Source organism: Tardiphaga sp. 172_B4_N1_3, assembly GCF_052076035.1.
GTDB classification, from domain to species: Bacteria; Pseudomonadota; Alphaproteobacteria; order Rhizobiales; family Xanthobacteraceae; genus Tardiphaga; species Tardiphaga robiniae.
Genome location: NZ_CP197238.1, coordinates 4,801,497 through 4,818,743, shown reverse-complemented (window position 1 = coordinate 4,818,743; position 17,247 = coordinate 4,801,497). Strand labels below are relative to the sequence as shown.

The following is a 17,247-nucleotide window of genomic DNA, read 5'->3' as shown; positions in this document are numbered from 1 at the left end:
GCGTAGCATTGCGGGGTCGCAAGGTGCAATCACTCGATGCCCTGCGTGGCATGCGAGACCCCCCGAAACCGGACCTCAGATATGGCTATTCTCGTCACTCGCCCGCAGCCGGACACTACCAGCACCGCCGCCGCCTTGCGCGCGCGGGGCTTCGAGGTGCTGGCGGCGCCGATGCTGCGCTTCGAAAAGGTGATGCTGTCCATCGATTCGGATGCGGATTTCGGCGCGGTGATCGTGACGTCGGCGAATGCGCTACGCGCACTCGCCGATCAGCCGGTGCAAGCAACCCTGCTTCACCTGCCGCTGTTCGCGGTCGGTGACCGGACCGCAGAGGCCGCGCGCAATCTCGGCTTTGCCCAGGTCATGTCCGCCGAAGGTGATGCTGCGGCGCTGCGGAACCTGTTGACGGAGAGCAGCAAGAGCAAGCTGCTGAACAACACCCGCCCGCTCCTTTATCTGGCCGGCGCCGATCTTGCGCGGGATCTCGCTGGCGAACTCGGCGCGCGCGGTTTCACGGTGGTGACACAAACCACCTACCGGATGATGCCGGTAGCCGATCTGCCGGATGATGTTGCTGCGGCCTTCGTGGCCGGCAGAATCGAGGCCGTGCTGCATTATTCGCGGCGGAGCGCGCGGGCATTCTTCCAGGCGGTGGGCTTATCGGGCGTCGAGATCGCTGCCCTCGCAGTTCCACACTATTGCCTTTCAGCTGCGGTCGGCACGATTGCGCATGATGCCGGAGCCAGCCAGGTCGTGGTGGCGCAGACCCCGGACGAAAATGCCCTGTTCGCGGCGCTGGACCGTGCCATCGCGCCATTATCGCGTTAAGACTGCTGTGACCAAATCCCGGTAGGGATCGGGCATGTCACGAGGGAACCGACGCCATGGCCGACGATAATGAGACGGGATCGTCTCCGGATGCCGATCGGCCCAAACGGCCGCCGCCAACCATCGAATTGACGGCTGCCGAGGTTACCGAGCGTCCGGCTGCAGCGGAGCCTGCGGTACCGGAAACAGCATCGGAGTCCGTCGATACCGCACCGTCGGACATGCCGCCGTCCGAGCCCGCCGCGGAGGCTGCGGTTGAAAAGCAGGCGCCCGTCTCGCCTGCGCGTGCACCTGTCCTGGTTCCCGCCGCTGTTGGCGCGGTTGCCGGTGCGCTTGTCGCCGGAATTGCATGGTTCGGCCTGAGCGGCATTGCATCGAGCGATAAGGCAGATGTCGATGCGCTGACCTCTCGCATTGCGCAGATCGAAGCGCGCCCGGTCGCTGCGCCGGATACGGGGCTGGCAACGCGGATCGATACGCTCGAGAAATCCATCGCGGGATTGCGCGGCGATCTCACTGCCGCGAAGACACAATCGGATCGTGTCGTCGCCGACATCAATCAACTCAAATCCGCGCCGCGCACCGCGACCGGTGTGGTCGATCTCGGGCCGATCAATGAGCGGCTCGGGCAGATCGAACGTGCAGCCGGCGAGTTGAAGTCTTCGGCCGCCCAACAGAATACCAAACCTTTCGATGACACGGTCTTGCGCCGTGTCGTTGCGGCATCACTGCTCGATACGTCGGTGCGTCAAGGTGAACCCTTTGCGGCGGCGCTTGCGGTGGTCAAACCGCTTGCCGGCAATGCCAATCAGCTGAAGCCGCTCGATGCGTTTGCAACGACGGGCGTACCAAACGCAGTCGCGCTCAGCCGTGAACTGCTTGCAGTGTTACCGAAGCTCACACCCGCTCCGGCGGACACGCCTGCGGTAGGCGCAGGTTTCATGGATCGTCTGCAGGCCGGCGCGGCCAAGCTGGTGCGCATCGAGCGCACCGATGCTGTCGGCGCAGGTAGCAACAGCGGCGCCGTGTCACGCGCGTCCGCGGCTGCGCGCAGCAACGATATCGCCACGGCCAGGCGTGAATTGCTGACGCTGTCGCCAGCGGATCGTGCCGTGGTTCAGCCCTGGCTCGATAGAGTCGATATGCGCGATGCAGCGCTGGCGGCTTCACGTCAATTCGCAGCCGACGCGATGGCGGCGCTTTCCAAACCAGCGCCATAGGAATCCGATGTTCCGCATCATTCTGTTTCTTGTGTTGATAGCACTTGCGGCCGCTGGCGCCGCCTGGGTCGCCGATCAGCCCGGCGATGTCGTTATATCCTGGGGCGTCTGGCGCGCTTCGCCGTCGGTGCCGGTGTTTGTGCTGGTGCTCGGCCTGACAATCGTCGCGGTGGTGTTCGCCTGGTCGCTCCTGCGTGGTTTGTGGGGCGCGCCGAAGCGAATGCGCCGTCGTCGCCATGAAAAGCGTCAGGCGCGCGGACGTCAGGCCATCACGCATGGTCTGCTGGCGATCGGGCAGGGCGATGGCCACGCCGCGCGGCGTCATGCCGATATCGCCAAACGTTTGACGACTGACGATCCGCTCGCTCTGTTGCTGCATGCCCAGTCCGCCCAGCTCGATGGCGATCGCGCCGGTGCGCATCGTGCGTTTCAGGCGATGGCTGAGCGTGGCGATACGCGGCTGCTGGGTCTGCGCGGTCTGTTCATCGAAGCGCAGCGCAGCGACGATCCCGTTGCCGCCGTAACGATTGCCGAAGAAGCGCTTAAATTATCGCCGGCATCGACATGGGCGTCGCAAGCCGTTCTTGGCTTCCGCTGCGCGCAGAGCGATTGGACCGGCGCGCTGAAAATCCTCGACAACAATTTTGCCTCTGGCCTGATCGATCGCGCGGCGTTTCGTCGGCAGCGCGGCGTGCTGCTCACCGCGCGTGCGCTGGAGCTTGAGACACAAGATCGCGATCTGTCCCGCGACAGCGTGACCGAGGCGATCAAGCTTGCGCCAACTTTGGTGCCGGCCGCCGTTCTCGCCAGCCGATTTCAGAGCGAGGCGCATCAGACCCGTCGGGCAATGAAGATCATCGAGACAGCGTGGCTGGCGCAGCCGCATCCGGATCTCGCCGACGCCTATGCTCATGTGAAGCTCGGCGATTCCGCGCGGCAGCGGCTGGTGCGTGTCGAGACGCTGGCGTCCAAAGCGCCAGGCCATGTCGAAGGCGCGCTGGCGATCGCCCGTGCGGCCATCGATGCCGCCGAATTCACGCGCGCCCGCGAAACACTGGCGCCGTTCACGACCGACTCCACCCAGCGCGTTGCGATGCTGATGGCGGAAATCGAACGTACCGAACATGGCGACAGCGGCCGCGCCCGCGCCTGGACATTGCGTGCCGTGCGCGCGTTGCATGATCCGGTCTGGACGGCGGACGGCTATGTGTCGGATCGCTGGCGGCCGGTGTCGCCGGTTACCGGCCGAATTGATGCGTTCCAGTGGCAGACGCCGCTGGCCGCACTGCCGTCGGACAGGGCCTCGACGATCGAGACCGAGATTTTGCGCGAAACCGTGCTGGCTCCGCCGCCCGCGATGCCAAAACCCGTGGTGCCCGTGCCGGTCGAAGTCACACCCTCCGCGCCGGCTCAGGACCTCGCGGTGGAACCTGAAGTACCAGCACAGCCCGAGCCGGTGGCCGATGCCGCGCCCGAGCCCGCCGAAGCGCCGCCGCCGCTCCCGAAACCGGCCCCCGCGCCGCCACCGCTGTTCCGCGACCGCAGCGATATCGCCAGCGCCGCGAAGCCCGCGGTGGCTATTCCGGCCGTCATTCCCATCGTCAGGCCCCCGGACGATCCGGGCGTGGACGAGGCGGACGATTATCGCGATGAATTCGCCGAGCTGAATGCAGGCCAGCAACAGGGCGGTTGGCGCGGGTTTCTACGGCGCTGGGGCGGATAACAGCCCCGATTCAGGCCCAAATGGCCGGTTTCAGTGGGTGGTTGGTCGCGCTTTTCGGTCGCCAGATTCGCCGCCGCTTCTTGCAAAGCAACGCCCCGGGCGATATCAGATGCCCCAGCGTTTTCGGCCGAAAAGCCGAATCGCCGCTTGGTTCGCCGCAATAGCTCAGTTGGTAGAGCACGTCATTCGTAATGACGGGGTCACAGGTTCGAGTCCTGTTTGCGGCACCAATTGCGCTCCGGCGCGATCCGTTTCAGTCGCAACAGTCAGTCGCAGCTTTGGTGCCTTACGCGGCGGTGGCAGGCATTTCCAGGTCGGCCCAGATCTTGGCGAAATAGGCCTGGAAGGCAGCGTCGGTGCGCAGCGCTACGGGATCGCGGCCTGCTTTGGGCAGATCGATGACATGCAGCGCCCGCACGGTCGCCGGGCGTGCGCTGAGCACCAGAACGCGGTCGGCCATGGCGATGGCTTCGCCGATGTCATGGGTGACCAGAATGGCGCTCTTGCCGTTTTCGGCGATGATGCGTGATACGTCGGCCTGCAGCAGCAGCCGGGTCTGGAAATCCAGCGCCGAGAACGGCTCATCCAGCAGGATCACCTGCGGATCGAATGCCAGCGTGCGCATGATGGCCACGCGCTGGCGCATGCCGCCTGACAAGGTTGCGGGCTTGGCGTTCTCGAAACCGGCTAGGCCGTAGGCGCGGATCAATTTCATGGCGATGTCGCGCGACGTCTGCCGCGGCACGCCGCGTACCTCCAAGCCGAGCATCACATTGTCGATGACGGAACGCCACGGCAGCAACAGATCCTTCTGAAGCATGTAGCCGACATGTCCTGCAGCATCGTCGACGCGGATGCCTGCGACCTCCACATGGCCGCGGGTCGGTTTCAGCAAACCGGCGATGACATTGAACAATGTGGACTTGCCACAGCCGGACGGGCCGACGATGGCCAAGGTTTCGCCTTGTCGCAGTTCAAAGCTGACGTCGCGGATGGCTTCAACATACTGCTTGCCGCTTCCGAAGGATGCGCCGACCTGTTCGGCCTTGAGCACAGCGGATGTGGACGACGACGACGTGGCGATTGGTGTCATGGCGTTCATGCGTCCACCTCACTGCAGAAGCCGAGTAGCATGTTATTGAAAACATCGGGGGTCACGGCGGTGAAGGCATGGGCGCCCCATTCCACTTCGTGAACGCGCGCGCCGGGAATGGCGGCAGCCAGTTGTTGCGAGAGATAGGCCGGCACTAGGCTGTCGTCCCGCGATGAGGCCAGCAGTGTCGGCGTTGCAATGGTCGCGAGAGCGTCGCCGGGGTCGAAGGCGAGAAACATGTCGATCCGCGCATTCATCGTCGCCGCTGTCGGGAAGTGCGCGAGGATGCGCTCTTCTTCCGCGTCGAGCTGCGCGGCATTGTCGGAAATCCATCGCGGCGGATAGAGAAACAGTGGCTGCGCACGCACATAGGCTTTCGGGCCGGACTGATTCAGGATCTGTTTGCGCACTTCGAAACAGCGCCGCAGGAACGGATCGGCGCGACCCCAGCCGTTCACCACCACCAGGCTGCGCAAGCGCGCGGGGTCGCGCAGGGCAAGTTCAATTCCGACGATGCCGCCGATGGCATGGCCCACCACATGTGCATTGCTGACACCGGCATGGTCGAGCACATGCGCGATGTCGTCGGCCATGCCCGAGATTGATCGTGGCGGCGCGGTGTTATCAGCGCTGCGGCCGGTGCCGACGTGGTCGTAGAGGATGACCTGGTGGCGCTGCGCGAGTGCTGCGACCTGCGGCGCCCAGAACGATCCGCTGCCGCCCATGCCGGCCGACATGAGGATCGCCGTTCCGTGTCCATGAGTTTCGTAATAGATGTCGGCGTCACCGCCGCTTGCATAGGGCATGGGTTGTCTTGCGGGTTCGAGCGATGGAAAGTCAGAAGCGCAGGCGGCGTTCGAGAATGTCGATCGCGCCGTACATCAGTAGCGCCACGGCCATGAGCGCGGCGATGCCGACCCACACGGCGTTCAAATCGTAGAGCACGCCGGCATAATAGATCATGTAGCCGAGGCCCTCTTTCGAGGCGATGTATTCGCCGACGACTGCGCCGATCAGCGCGAAGCCGACATTGAGACGGAAGGCGGACACGATCCACGGCATGGCGCCCGGAATGACGACAGTACGCCAGGTCTTCCATCGGCTGGCACCGAGCGAGCGCATCAACTTGATCAGGTCGCTATCGACTTCCTTGGCGCCCTGTTGCGCGGTGATCACCGCGACGATGAAGGTAATGATGGCGGCGATGGCGATCTTCGACGAGATGCCGATTCCGAACCACACGATAATCAAGGGTGCGAGTGCGATCTTCGGCAAGCCGTTGAGCGCGATGAGATAGGGGCGCAGCACCGCCGCGCTGGTGGGAAACAGCCAGAGCAGCAGCCCGACGGCGCTGCCGGCAATAGTGCCGATCAGGAATCCGGCGATGGCTTCCCAGGCAGTCAGCGCAGCATCGCGCAGGAGTTCTCCGTTGGCGATCAGAATAGAGGCCTTGGCGAAGATGCCGCTTGGCCGTCCGTAGAGATAGACCGCGATCCATTTGAAGCTGATCGCAATTTCCCAGGCAGCAAGTAACAGAGCTAGCAGTGCCACTTGCAGCAGCGCGATCCGCAGGACCGGCGGTATCAGCCGCCGCGCGACATTGGCTTGGGTGGCTTCGATGGTCGTCACATCAAGCTCGCTTGTGTGCGATCGACGCGATCTCGACGAGGCAATCCGGTTTCACCAGTCCGCACTGGATGCAGTAGCGAGCCGGCTTCTCGCCGGGGAAGTATTCGGCATAGACCTTATTGACGGCGCCGTAATTGGCCCAATCGGTTACGAAGATGGAGTTGAAGGTGACATCGGCCATCGTGGCGCCTGCGGCAGTCAGCACGCTCTTGATCGTCTCAAGGATGTGCCGGGTCTGCGCCGCCGCATCGCCGACATGAACGACGTCGTTGTTCTTGTCGAAGGCCAGCGTGCCGGACACATAGATCACGCCGTCGGCCATCATGCCGGGCGAGTAAGGTGCGAGCGGCGGATGAGTGCCGGGCGGAATAATCGCGCGATCTGTCATGGGATCCTCAGGCTTTCGTGGAGGTTTCAGTCTGCGCGAATGCGCGGCGGAAATCGGCTGTGCTGGAAACCCAGCCGAAGAAGGTTTCGATGTTGAAGACAGCCGCCTTCTGGACGTAGTCGGGGCCGGCCTGATGCGTCGCGTCTTCGAGCATCACGCCGAAATATTCGAGATGGAAGCCGTCGCGCAGAGTCGATTCCACGCAAACATTGGTGGCAACTCCGCAGAAGACGAGATTGCGGATGCCGCGCGCGCGCAGGATGCTGTCGAACTGGCTGTTGAAGAAGCCGCTGTAGCGCGGCTTCGGTACCACGATGTCGCCGGGCTGCGGCTGGAGTTCATCGACGAGCGCGTAGTCCCAGCCACCCTTGGCGAGCAGGCTGCCTTGCAATTCCGGGCGCGCGCGCATGGTCTTGAGTGCGTTCGATTTGTGCCAGTTCGGGGAGCCCGGACCGCCGGCCTCGACATAGTCGGCGTCCCAGCCGTTCTGGAAATAGATCACAGTGACGCCGGCCTCGCGCGCGACCTCCAGCGTCTCCTTGACGGCCACGATCGCTGCCTTGGCGCCGGTCACGTCGAAGCCCGCGAGATCCAGATAGCCGTTCGGCGACGCGTAGGCGTTCTGCATGTCGACCACGATGACTGCGGTCTCCTCGACCGCGAGCCGCAACGGCTCGGGGCGTGCGGGCAAGGTGACGTAGCGCCGTTCAGGCGGAAAGCTGGTTGAGACCGACATCACGCCAATCCGAATTCTTTGGTCGCTTTCTCGGCGAAGCGATTGTCGACCATTTGTGCATAGGGAAGCGTCGTTGAGACTGCGCCGCCGCCTTGTTCCAGCAACATCGCGCGATCCCATTCCTCGGCGGAGATGGTGGGGTTTTTCGGGATAGCCGTCTTGCTGCCAAAGAAGTTCTTCGTCGCATTTCCGACCACCGACGGCGAGACTTTCGGAAAGTACTTCTCTGCGACCTCGGTGAAGACAGCATTGTTCTCGTGCATCATCTTCTGCGCCTCGGCGATGGCGTTACAGAAGCCTTGCACCGCCTCCGGGTTGGAGGCGATCACGTCTTCGGTGGCCATGGCCGTCGTGAAACACAGCGGACCAAGCAGATCGGCGAATGATAGCGACGGTACGAGGCCAAACTGTTCGGCGCCGATGCTGATGTCCCATTCGAATGCGGTGGCGATGTCGGCACGGCCATCCTTGACGGCTGCGGCCTGGGCGCCCGGTGGCAATTCCAGGAAGGTGACGCCCGCTTCCTTGGGGTCGAACTTGCCAACCGTCTTCATCGCGTAAGTCGGGACCTGGATCGTCGAGGACGGAAATTTCAGCGTCGCGATGGTCTTGCCGCGGAGATCATCGATGGTGGTGATCTTGGTGTCCGGGCGGGTCATTCCCCACATCGATACGCCGCCGACGATCTTGGCGATATTCTTGAGCTTGCCGCCTTCACGCGTGGCGTTGACCGACATGCCAGGGCTGGTGACGCCGATCTGGCCGCGGCCGGACAGCAGGATCGGCACCGGCAGGGCGATGCCGCCCGCGGTCGACAGGTCGGTGTCGAGGCCGTGCTTGGTGAACAAGCCTTTGTCGGTTGCGACATAGAGCGAGGCATACATGCCGAGCCGGATGGCTTCCGACACCAGCACCTTGCGGCCGGCGGCAAAGGCCGGGCCTCCCAGGCCAGCAAACGGGGCCGCTGCGGCGCCAATGAGCGAATATTTGAGTAGGTTGCGCCTGTCGATCATGCCTCTGTCCCTCGCCGCCATTGCCGATGTCAGATGGTGTGCTGCATAGTTTTTAGCCGCAGCTGGTTTTCGCATAAAATTCTTGCACCCGTTAATTTCATTAACAAGTCGGGAAAAACAGATATATTTATCTGTAATGCTTATGAATATTGACCTCCGGCAACTCCGTGCCTTCGCCGAGGTGGTTCAGGCCGGCAGCTTCAGCCGGGCTGCGCGGAAACTTGGCGTCTCCCAGTCCGCCCTCAGCCAGGCCGTTCGCCAGCTCGAGGACGAGCTGCAGGTCCGGCTGCTGGACCGGACGACGCGCAGCGTTCAACTCAGCAAGGTCGGTGCCGAATTCCTGCCGGGGATCCAACGCCTGCTGGCGGATCTCGATCACCAAATTCAGGATTTACGCGATCTGCGCGAGCATCGCCGCGGCCATGTTACGGTGGCCTGCGTGCCGTCGGTGGCGTTGCGTCTGATGCCGGTGGTGTTGGCGAACTTCCAGCGCGAATATCCCATGGTGAGCGTGACGCTCAAGGAAGTGTCACGGCATCAGATCATTGCCGGGCTGCGCAGCGGCGACGCCGAGCTCGGCATCGCCAATGTGCCGGGTGAGGATGCGGATCTTGACGCGACGAAGCTGCTGACGGATCGTTTTGCGCTGGTAATGCGGCGGGATCATCAGCTGGCGTCACAAAGCACCGTGAACTGGATGGACGGCGTCGCTGCAGGCATGATCGCAATGGCGACCGGCACCGGGATCCGGCTGGAAATGGAACGCGGCCTGCAGGAACTGGGGCGTAGCAACCCGCTGCATGAGGCCGAACACCCGGCGACCCTGCTCGCCATGGTCGAGGCCGGCGTCGGCGTGGCGCCATTGCCAGGTCTGGCGTTGCCGGCGACGGACCACCCCGTGCTGACCTTCCGCAGGCTGCTTGATCCGGTCATCGAGCGCGATCTGTATCTGATCCGTCGCGTCGGGCGTGACCTGTCGCCGGCCGGTCGCGCGCTTTACCGCGGCATCCAGCTCGTGGCGCAATCGATCCGCGAGCGCACAGCGGCAGGATGGTAGCGAACACGCTTTGACCTTGCTCCCGTGAATCCCTATTTTGGGGTCGTGAATTCCCATTCCGCCCATTTGAGCCCGCCATGACCGCCTCGCTGAAAGCCATCGACGGATCGGCTGATCTGCCTGTCCTGATGAACGACCTCGCCCGGAGCGCCCGTGCGGCTGCGCGTGCGTTGGCGGTGGCCCCAACGGAACAGAAGAACCGGGCGCTTGCGGCCATGGAGCGCGCTATCCGTGCCGGTGTGCCTGCGATTCTGGCGGCCAATGCCGAGGATGTCGCCGAGGTGCGCGCCAATGGCGCCACATCGGCCTTTATCGATCGGCTGACCCTGACCGAAGCCCGCGTGCATGCGATGGCCGATGGCATCCGTGTGATCCATGACATCGCCGATCCCGTCGGCGCCGTCACCGAAAGCTGGCAGCGGCCGAATGGCATGACCATCGAGCGCGTGCGCGTACCGCTCGGCGTCGTTGCGGTGATTTTCGAAAGCCGTCCGAATGTTGCGGCGGATGCCGGCGTACTGTGTCTGAAGTCCGGAAATGCCGTGATCCTGCGCGGCGGTTCGGACAGTTTCCGCTCCTGCCGCGCGATTCACGAATGTCTGGTGCAGGGCCTGCGCGAGGCCGGTCTGCCTGAGGCTGCGATTACGCTGGTGCCAACCCGCGATCGTGCGGCGGTGGGGTTGCTACTGACCGGACTCAATGGTGGCGTCGATGTGATCGTGCCGCGGGGCGGCAAGAGCTTGGTTGCGCGTGTCGAGGCCGAAGCGCGTGTGCCGGTATTTGCGCATCTCGAAGGCGTCAATCACACCTATGTCGATCATGCCGCGAAGCTCGATATGGCGAAGTCGATCGTGCTGAATGCGAAGATGCGCCGGCCCGGTGTCTGCGGCGCGACGGAAACGTTGCTGATTGACCGCGCAGTCGTGGGCACGCATCTGAAGCCGCTGGTGGAGATGCTGATTGATGCCGGCTGCGAGGTGCGCGGTGACGCCGCCGTGCAGCAGGCCGATGCGCGCGTCAAGCCTGCAACGGACGAGGACTGGGACACCGAATACGAAGACGCGATCATTTCGGCCAGGGTCGTCGATGGTGTCGATGATGCGCTCGCGCATATTCGCGATCACGGTTCGCATCACACCGATGCCATCGTGACCGAGGACGTCGCGGTGGCCACGAAGTTTCTCAACGAGGTGGATTCGGCGATTGTACTGCATAACGCCTCGACGCAGTTTGCCGATGGCGGTGAATTCGGCTTCGGTGCAGAAATCGGAATCGCCACCGGCAAATTCCATGCGCGCGGCCCGGTCGGTGCCGAGCAGCTCACCAGTTTCAAATATCGCATTCACGGCACCGGACAGACCCGGCCGTGATGATGTGCGTTTCGGCGCGTGGAGACTGAATTGGATTTGCATTCAGTCCCGCCGGCGCAGGGCATACCGCCACATAGTCCCGGGATGCGGATCGGTCTGCTGGGCGGATCGTTCAATCCGCCGCATGCCGCGCATCGGGCTATCAGCCTGTTCGCGATGAAACGGCTGCAGCTGGATCGCGTCTGGTGGCTGGTGTCGCCGGGCAATCCGCTGAAGGATCAACGCAATCTGCACGATCTCGCCGAGCGCGCGGCGGCTGCGAAGGCGATGGCCGATCATCCGCGCATCGATATCACCTGTCTCGAGAGTGTCATCGGTACGCGCTATACCGTCGACACCATCAGCTACCTCCGACGTCGATGTTCGCAAGCACGATTTGTCTGGATCATGGGTGCCGACAATCTCGCCCAGTTTCATCGCTGGGAGAGCTGGCAGGTGATTGCCGGAGAGGTTCCCTTTGCGGTCATCGACCGGCCGCCGCAGAGCTTCCAGGGACTGGCATCGACCGCCGCCCAGGCCCTCGGCCGTTACCGGATACCGGAGCAGGACGCTGGGTCATTGGCCGACCTGAAGCCCCCCGCATGGGTATTTTTGACCGGTTTGAAGCTGAATCTGTCCTCCACCCGGCTGCGGAACCCGGATGGCAGCTGGAAGACGTAATTCCACAACACTCACCCGATAAGTGCTATAGGGCGGGCGCTGGAATATTGAATCCGGCATTCCCACATGCATACTTGATCTCACCGGGCGTCGGATTCGGCGTCCCAATACAGTGAAAGGAATGGTCCTCTGGCCACTTCTGTATTGTCCAAGACGGGCGCCAAGAAAGCCCCGTCAAAGGTTGCCCCACCCAAGAAGTCCGCTTCGGTAAAGAAGGCTGCCGCGCCTAAAAAGGCTGCCGCAACCAAAACCGCAAAGCCGAAGGCTGCAGCCAAGACACCCGCTGCTGCAAAAGCTGCACCGAAGGCTGTCATTCCGAAGAAGGTTGCTTCGCCCAAGGCAAAGAAATCTGCTGCGGTAGTGCGCGATAGCGCGACCGAAACGCTCAATCTCGTTCTCGCCCGCCTTGACGACATGAAGGCCGAGGAAACGGTGACCATCGACCTGCGCGGCAAGTCGGCTTTCTCCGATTACATGGTTGTGACCACCGGCCGGTCGAACCGCCATGTCGGCGCGGTGGCCGAAAATGTCGCCAAAGGTCTCAAGGAAGCCGGTCAGAAGAAGCTGCATGTCGAAGGCCTGTCCAATTGCGATTGGGTGCTGATCGATACCGGCGAAGTCATCCTGCATGTCTTCCGGCCTGAAGTTCGCGAATTCTACAATCTGGAACGTCTGTGGACGCAGAGTCCGTCGGATGAACCGCGGATCGACCTGAAGGCTGTTTGAGCCAGCGGCCATTCGGCAACGGCGCGACGCGTGCTAGTCTGTGCTGATGCATCTTCTTGTGATCTCCATCGGCAAGCTCAAGCAGGGTCCGGAACGCGAGCTCGCGGAACGGTACCGTGATCGCTTCGACGATATTGGCCGCAAGCTCGGTTTTCGCGGCCTTGCGATTCATGAAATTTCGGAAAGCCGCGCACGCGATGCGGCGACCCGGATCAATGAGGAAGCAGCGGCGATTTCGGCGCTGATTCCGGAAAAGGCTGTATTAGTAGCGCTCGACGAGCGTGGCAGCAGCGTCGACAGCGCCAGTTTTGCTCGCCATATCGGGAAGTGGCGGGACGAATCGGTGCCACATAATGTTTTTGTCATCGGCGGGGCGGACGGACTTTCGCCCGAATTGCGGCGCAAAGCCAAACTGAGCATTGCATTCGGCTCGGCGACCTGGCCGCATCAAATGGTTCGCGTCATGCTTCTGGAACAGATTTACCGGGCCGCTACAATTTTAGCTGGCCACCCGTATCACCGCGTTTAGCCCGCTGTGTTAGCTTAACGCGTTTGAAAGAAGGCGCTGTCGAAACCACGATGCTGTCACCGCGGTCCATTCCATCTGCACACGACGCCGTTCGCCGCGGGATGTCGAACGCATCGTCGTTGTCGATGATGGCACTATCAGCAACTCTTGTACCTGCGACTGTTGCAGGTTTTCTTGCAGGTTTGATGACGACCTCGGTCCGGGCGCAAACCGCTACGCCGATCCAGCAGGTCAATGCGCCGTCACCCGATATCATTCGTCAACGCGAGCAGGAGCTTGAAGCGGTCCGCGCGCAGCAGAAGAGCGCTGCGGAGCTGCAGGCGAAATTGAAAGCCGATATCGCGGCGATCGGACAGGATCGCGGCAAGCTCAGTCAGCAGCTCATCGATATTGCCGCCCGCGTCCGCAGCGTCGAAACCCGGATCGACGATGCCGAAGTACGATTGCGGCCGTTGGATGCGCGCGAGCAGAAGATCCGCGGTACGCTGGAATCGCGCCGCGGCGAAATCGTCGAAGTGTTGTCCGCCTTGCAGCGCGCCGGCCGCCGTGCGCCGCCGGCTTTGCTGGTGCGTCCCGAAGACGCGCTGAAGTCGCTGCGCACCGCGATGCTGCTCGGCTCCGTTGTGCCCGAGATGCGCGCGCGCGCCGAGCAACTGGTGGCTGACCTCAGCGAACTCGTGAATTTGCGCAAGGCGATCTCGACCGAGCGCGATCAGCTTGCCGGCGATCGCGACAAGCTGAAGGAAGAACAGACACGCCTCGCGTCCTTTACCGAGGAGCGCCAGAAGCAGCAGTCGGCTGCGGAAAAGGACATGGAAGCGGAAGCCGCGCGCGCGCTGACGTTGTCCCGTCAGGTCGACAGTCTGCAGGGCCTGATCGCGAAGATGGAGCAGGACTCCAAGGCGGCGGCGAAGGCAGCGGCCACAGCCAGTCTGCAGGGCACGCCGGCGGCGCTCAGCAACGGCAAGCCAAATATCGGCGCCTTCAAGGATCCCGGCCGGCTCAGTCCGGCGATCGCCTTTGCGTCGGCAAAGGGCATGCTCGCACTTCCGGTCAACGGGGTTAAAATTCGCAATTTCGGCGGTTCCGACGGTGTGGGTGGCGTCGAAAAGGGCATGTCACTGGCCGCACGGGCGGGTGCGCAGGTCACAACACCGTGTGACGGCTGGGTTGTTTATTCCGGTCCGTTCCGTAGCTATGGACAACTCTTGATCCTCAATGCCGGGGGCGGGTATCATGTCTTGATCGCCGGGATGGAGCGTATTTCGGTGAACATTGGTCAGTTCGTCCTTACCGGGGAACCGATCGCTGTCATGGGATCAACATCCCGGGTAGCATCCGTCCTTGCGGCCAATGCCAGCCAGCCTGTGCTTTATATCGAGTTCCGGAAAGACGGGACTCCCATTGATCCAGGCCCATGGTGGGCCGCTAACGAAGGCGAAAAGGTTCGCGGATGATGCGCAAGACTTCCATAATTCTGCTGAGTGCTGCCACTGGCGCCGCCTTGACGCTCTTCGTGACTCAGCCACGCGCCGTGTTCATGGGCACCAGTGCCCGCGCAGCGACCTCGGATACCTACCGCCAGCTCAACCTGTTCGGCGACGTGTTTGAGCGCGTCCGCAGCGACTATGTCGAGAAGCCCGACGACAGCAAGCTGGTCGAGTCGGCGATCTCCGGCATGCTCACCGGTCTCGATCCGCATTCCAGCTACATGGACGCCAAGAGCTTCCGCGACATGCAGGTGCAGACCCGCGGTGAGTTCGGCGGTCTCGGCATCGAAGTCACCATGGAAGACGGCCTGATCAAGGTGGTGTCGCCGATCGACGATACCCCGGCATCGAAGGCCGGTATCATGGCCAACGACATCATCACCAGTCTCGACGAGGAAGCCGTGCAGGGGCTCACCCTGAACCAGGCCGTCGAGAAGATGCGCGGTCCGGTCAATACGAAGATCAAGCTGAAGATCATCCGCAAGGGTCAGGACAATCCGCTCGACGTCACCCTCGTGCGCGACAACATCCGTGTTCGCTCGGTGCGTGCTCGCGTTGAAAGCGACGATATCGCTTACATCCGCATCACGACCTTCAACGAGCAGACCACCGAAGGCCTGAAGCGCGAGATCGCGGCCCAGACCGCGGCGATCGGTGCTGACAAGGTCAAGGGTTACATCATCGACCTCCGCAACAATCCCGGCGGTCTGCTTGAAGAAGCCGTCACCGTTTCCGACGCGTTCCTCGAGCGTGGCGAGATCGTCTCGACCCGCGGTCGTAACGCTGAAGAAACCCAGCGCCGCACGGCGCATGCTGGCGATCTGACCAAGGGCAAGCCGGTGGTCGTGCTGATCAATGGCGGTTCGGCTTCGGCATCGGAAATCGTCGCTGGCGCGCTGCAGGATCACAAGCGTGCGACCACGATCGGTACGCGCTCGTTTGGTAAGGGCTCGGTGCAGACCATCATCCCGCTGGGCTCCGGCAACGGTGCGCTGCGTCTGACCACGGCGCGTTACTTCACGCCGTCGGGTAAGTCGATCCAGGCCAAGGGTATCGTCCCGGACATCGAGATCGTGCAGGATGTGCCGGATGAGCTGAAGTCCCGCGACATCAAGGGCGAGGCTTCGCTCCGTGGCCATCTGAAGAACGATGGCGACGAGAAGACCGGTTCGCAGTCCTATGTGCCGCCGGATGCCAAGAATGACAAGGCGTTGAAGGCCGCTGCCGATTTGCTCCATGGCATCAAGGTGACGTCGAACGCAATCATCACGCCGCCGCCGGGAGCCGCTGCTGCTGCGGACAAGCCAGCAGACGATAAGGCGGCCGCCAAGCCGAACTGATCGGCGAATACGCATCAATTCTGCGGAAAGGGCGGCCTTCGGGTCGCCCTTTTTGTTGGAATCCTCCCAAAGGTATCCGATGTCCTTCCGGCTGCCGTGGCCACGACCGGGCGTGTTATTGTCCGGTCGGCTGATTCGGGAGATCCATGGCAGTGTCGGCGGACGATCTAAGCGCCCCGCTTGGACAAAAATCGACGCGTAAGCGGCGGTTCCGGCTGCCTTTTTCCGGAACACAGGCGCTTGCCACGATCCTTGCCCTGCTGCTGCTCGGTTTTGGCGGCGTTGCCATCTTCAACAATAACCCGATGGGCGGCGAGCCGGTTGCGCGTGTCGCGATCAAGGCGCCCGCCGCGACCGAGGACAAGGCTGCTGCGAAGCCTCCGGTCGAGGTCAAGCACGGTACGCCCGAGACGGCCAAGGCGCCTGAGGCTCCCGGCCAGAAGACCATCACCATCATTGATGGCTCCAGCGGCGCTCGTAAGGACGTCGTGGTGTCCAGCGAGGGCTCGGACAGCGCTGCGGTCGATGCACCGCCGCCGGTTATGACGGGTATTGATCAGAAACTATTGGAGAAATCCCGCCACGGCATGGTGCCGATCGCCATCGGCGCGCTGAAGCCGGTGACGGCCTATGCCGCCGGTTCCGAGGCCGAGCGCGCCAGGGCGATGAAGATGCCGAGCATTTCCATCGTCATTGGGGGCCTCGGCGTTGGTGCAGCCAAGACCACCGATGCCATCATGAAGCTGCCGCCGGCCGTGACGCTGGGCTTCACGCCCTATGGCTCGGATCCCGGCAAACTGGTCGAGCGCGCCCGTGCGCAGCGCCACGAGGTGCTGCTGCAGCTGCCGATGGAGCCGTTCGACTATCCTGACAACGATCCCGGCCCGCAGACGCTGTTGTCCTCGGCTACGGCCGAGCAGAACCTCGATCGCATGATGTGGCATATGAGCCGCTTCCAGGGCTATGTCGGCGTGGCCAATTTCATGGGCGCGCGCTTCATCGCCACGGATACGGCCATGCAGCCGATTGCACGCGAGGCCAGCAAGCGCGGGCTTGCATTGTTCGACGATGGCTCGACGCCGCGCAGCGTTGCCGCCGCAGCCGCCGAAGGGCAGGGCATGCCCTTCGCACGCTCCGATGTCGCCATCGACGCGGTCCCGACCTCCGCAGACATCGACAAGGCGCTGGCGCGGCTCGAGGGGCTGGCCAAGGAGCGGGGTGTGGCTGTCGGCGTCGCTTCGGCGCTGCCGATCTCGATCGAACGTATCAGCGCCTGGGCAAAAACCCTTGAAAGCCGCGGGGTCATGCTGGTGCCATTGACAACCGCGATGCTGAAATCAAAATCAAGCTAGCGTCTTTGGGCTAGGGTGAATTCGGCACGGCCGAATCGCTGCGATTCAGCAAGGTCGAATCGCTGCGTAAAGAGTGCTCGAACGGACGCGAGA

The 17,247-nt window shown here is 62.9% G+C and carries 17 protein-coding genes and 1 tRNA gene; 12 read left to right on the top strand and 6 right to left on the bottom strand.

Annotation, left to right across the window (positions count from 1 at the left end):
* Positions 1-81: 81 nt before the first annotated feature.
* From AB7783_RS22790 to AB7783_RS22775, 4 genes are all read left to right on the top strand, one after another.
* Positions 82-828, top strand: a complete 747-nt coding sequence (locus tag AB7783_RS22790; RefSeq protein WP_441278860.1) for a uroporphyrinogen-III synthase — start codon at positions 82-84, stop codon at positions 826-828.
* 56 nt (positions 829-884) lie between these two features.
* The gene (locus AB7783_RS22785) at positions 885-2,048 is read left to right on the top strand and encodes a COG4223 family protein (RefSeq protein WP_441278859.1); all 1,164 of its coding nucleotides are present in this window, start codon (positions 885-887) and stop codon (positions 2,046-2,048) included.
* 7 nt (positions 2,049-2,055) lie between these two features.
* Positions 2,056-3,771, top strand: coding sequence for a heme biosynthesis protein HemY (locus AB7783_RS22780; protein WP_441278858.1), 1,716 nt, complete (start codon positions 2,056-2,058; stop codon positions 3,769-3,771).
* A gap of 154 nt (positions 3,772-3,925) precedes the next feature.
* Positions 3,926-4,001 (top strand) — tRNA-Thr (locus AB7783_RS22775).
* 56 nt (positions 4,002-4,057) lie between these two features.
* Here AB7783_RS22775 and AB7783_RS22770 read toward each other — a convergent pair.
* From AB7783_RS22770 to AB7783_RS22745, 6 genes are read right to left on the bottom strand one after another with little or no spacing between them, the layout of a single operon-like run.
* Entirely contained in the window at positions 4,058-4,873 is an 816-nt protein-coding gene (locus AB7783_RS22770; RefSeq protein ID WP_439060196.1) for an ABC transporter ATP-binding protein, read from the bottom strand.
* The gene (gene rutD, locus AB7783_RS22765; RefSeq protein WP_093757766.1) at positions 4,870-5,670 is read right to left on the bottom strand and encodes a pyrimidine utilization protein D; all 801 of its coding nucleotides are present in this window, start codon (positions 5,668-5,670) and stop codon (positions 4,870-4,872) included. Before rutD ends, AB7783_RS22770 begins: the two co-directional genes overlap by 4 nt.
* A gap of 31 nt (positions 5,671-5,701) precedes the next feature.
* Complete coding sequence (locus tag AB7783_RS22760; RefSeq protein ID WP_439060194.1) at positions 5,702-6,493, bottom strand: ABC transporter permease; 792 nt, start codon at positions 6,491-6,493, stop codon at positions 5,702-5,704.
* A 1-nt stretch (position 6,494) separates the two neighbouring features.
* On the bottom strand, positions 6,495-6,881 hold the full coding sequence (gene rutC, locus AB7783_RS22755; RefSeq protein WP_093757765.1) for a pyrimidine utilization protein C: 387 nt from the start codon (positions 6,879-6,881) through the stop codon (positions 6,495-6,497).
* Positions 6,882-6,888: 7 nt separating this feature from the next.
* Positions 6,889-7,617: a pyrimidine utilization protein B gene (rutB, locus tag AB7783_RS22750; RefSeq protein ID WP_089263220.1), complete on the bottom strand. Its 729-nt coding sequence runs from the start codon at positions 7,615-7,617 to the stop codon at positions 6,889-6,891.
* The gene (locus tag AB7783_RS22745; protein WP_231078678.1) at positions 7,617-8,630 is read right to left on the bottom strand and encodes an ABC transporter substrate-binding protein; all 1,014 of its coding nucleotides are present in this window, start codon (positions 8,628-8,630) and stop codon (positions 7,617-7,619) included. Before AB7783_RS22745 ends, rutB begins: the two co-directional genes overlap by 1 nt.
* A gap of 82 nt (positions 8,631-8,712) precedes the next feature.
* Between AB7783_RS22745 and AB7783_RS22740 the strand changes: the two genes are divergently transcribed.
* The 8 genes from AB7783_RS22740 (at position 8,713) to AB7783_RS22705 (ending at position 17,154) form a co-directional block, all read left to right on the top strand.
* On the top strand, positions 8,713-9,687 hold the full coding sequence (locus AB7783_RS22740) for a LysR family transcriptional regulator (protein WP_175369300.1): 975 nt from the start codon (positions 8,713-8,715) through the stop codon (positions 9,685-9,687).
* Positions 9,688-9,764: 77 nt separating this feature from the next.
* Complete coding sequence (locus AB7783_RS22735; RefSeq protein ID WP_441278857.1) at positions 9,765-11,057, top strand: glutamate-5-semialdehyde dehydrogenase; 1,293 nt, start codon at positions 9,765-9,767, stop codon at positions 11,055-11,057.
* Between the two features lie 30 nt (positions 11,058-11,087).
* Entirely contained in the window at positions 11,088-11,717 is a 630-nt protein-coding gene (locus AB7783_RS22730; RefSeq protein WP_256461223.1) for a nicotinate-nucleotide adenylyltransferase, read from the top strand.
* Between the two features lie 360 nt (positions 11,718-12,077).
* A complete protein-coding gene (rsfS, locus tag AB7783_RS22725) occupies positions 12,078-12,443 on the top strand; it encodes a ribosome silencing factor (RefSeq protein WP_244558251.1) in 366 nt (121 codons plus the stop codon).
* Positions 12,444-12,489: 46 nt separating this feature from the next.
* Complete coding sequence (rlmH, locus tag AB7783_RS22720; protein WP_089263230.1) at positions 12,490-12,972, top strand: 23S rRNA (pseudouridine(1915)-N(3))-methyltransferase RlmH; 483 nt, start codon at positions 12,490-12,492, stop codon at positions 12,970-12,972.
* Positions 12,973-13,157: 185 nt separating this feature from the next.
* Positions 13,158-14,429, top strand: a complete 1,272-nt coding sequence (locus AB7783_RS22715; protein ID WP_441278856.1) for a murein hydrolase activator EnvC family protein — start codon at positions 13,158-13,160, stop codon at positions 14,427-14,429.
* A complete protein-coding gene (locus AB7783_RS22710; protein WP_120287632.1) occupies positions 14,426-15,802 on the top strand; it encodes a S41 family peptidase in 1,377 nt (458 codons plus the stop codon). The genes AB7783_RS22715 and AB7783_RS22710 overlap by 4 nt, the downstream gene beginning before the upstream one ends.
* A gap of 146 nt (positions 15,803-15,948) precedes the next feature.
* A complete protein-coding gene (locus AB7783_RS22705; protein ID WP_441278855.1) occupies positions 15,949-17,154 on the top strand; it encodes a divergent polysaccharide deacetylase family protein in 1,206 nt (401 codons plus the stop codon).
* Positions 17,155-17,247: the final 93 nt, after the last annotated feature.

What these genes read in the sequence shown, in the direction of transcription:
- AB7783_RS22790 (WP_441278860.1), top strand. Translation starts at nt 82, where the DNA reads ATGGCTATTCTCGTCACTCGCCCGCAGCCGGACACTACCAGCACCGCC.
- AB7783_RS22785 (WP_441278859.1), top strand. Translation starts at nt 885, where the DNA reads ATGGCCGACGATAATGAGACGGGATCGTCTCCGGATGCCGATCGGCCC.
- AB7783_RS22780 (WP_441278858.1), top strand. Translation starts at nt 2,056, where the DNA reads ATGTTCCGCATCATTCTGTTTCTTGTGTTGATAGCACTTGCGGCCGCT.
- AB7783_RS22770 (WP_439060196.1), bottom strand. Translation starts at nt 4,873, where the DNA reads ATGAACGCCATGACACCAATCGCCACGTCGTCGTCGTCCACATCCGCT.
- rutD (WP_093757766.1), bottom strand. Translation starts at nt 5,670, where the DNA reads ATGCCCTATGCAAGCGGCGGTGACGCCGACATCTATTACGAAACTCAT.
- rutC (WP_093757765.1), bottom strand. Translation starts at nt 6,881, where the DNA reads ATGACAGATCGCGCGATTATTCCGCCCGGCACTCATCCGCCGCTCGCA.
- rutB (WP_089263220.1), bottom strand. Translation starts at nt 7,617, where the DNA reads ATGTCGGTCTCAACCAGCTTTCCGCCTGAACGGCGCTACGTCACCTTG.
- AB7783_RS22745 (WP_231078678.1), bottom strand. Translation starts at nt 8,630, where the DNA reads ATGATCGACAGGCGCAACCTACTCAAATATTCGCTCATTGGCGCCGCA.
- AB7783_RS22735 (WP_441278857.1), top strand. Translation starts at nt 9,765, where the DNA reads ATGACCGCCTCGCTGAAAGCCATCGACGGATCGGCTGATCTGCCTGTC.
- rlmH (WP_089263230.1), top strand. Translation starts at nt 12,490, where the DNA reads ATGCATCTTCTTGTGATCTCCATCGGCAAGCTCAAGCAGGGTCCGGAA.
- AB7783_RS22715 (WP_441278856.1), top strand. Translation starts at nt 13,158, where the DNA reads ATGACGACCTCGGTCCGGGCGCAAACCGCTACGCCGATCCAGCAGGTC.
- AB7783_RS22710 (WP_120287632.1), top strand. Translation starts at nt 14,426, where the DNA reads ATGATGCGCAAGACTTCCATAATTCTGCTGAGTGCTGCCACTGGCGCC.
- AB7783_RS22705 (WP_441278855.1), top strand. Translation starts at nt 15,949, where the DNA reads ATGGCAGTGTCGGCGGACGATCTAAGCGCCCCGCTTGGACAAAAATCG.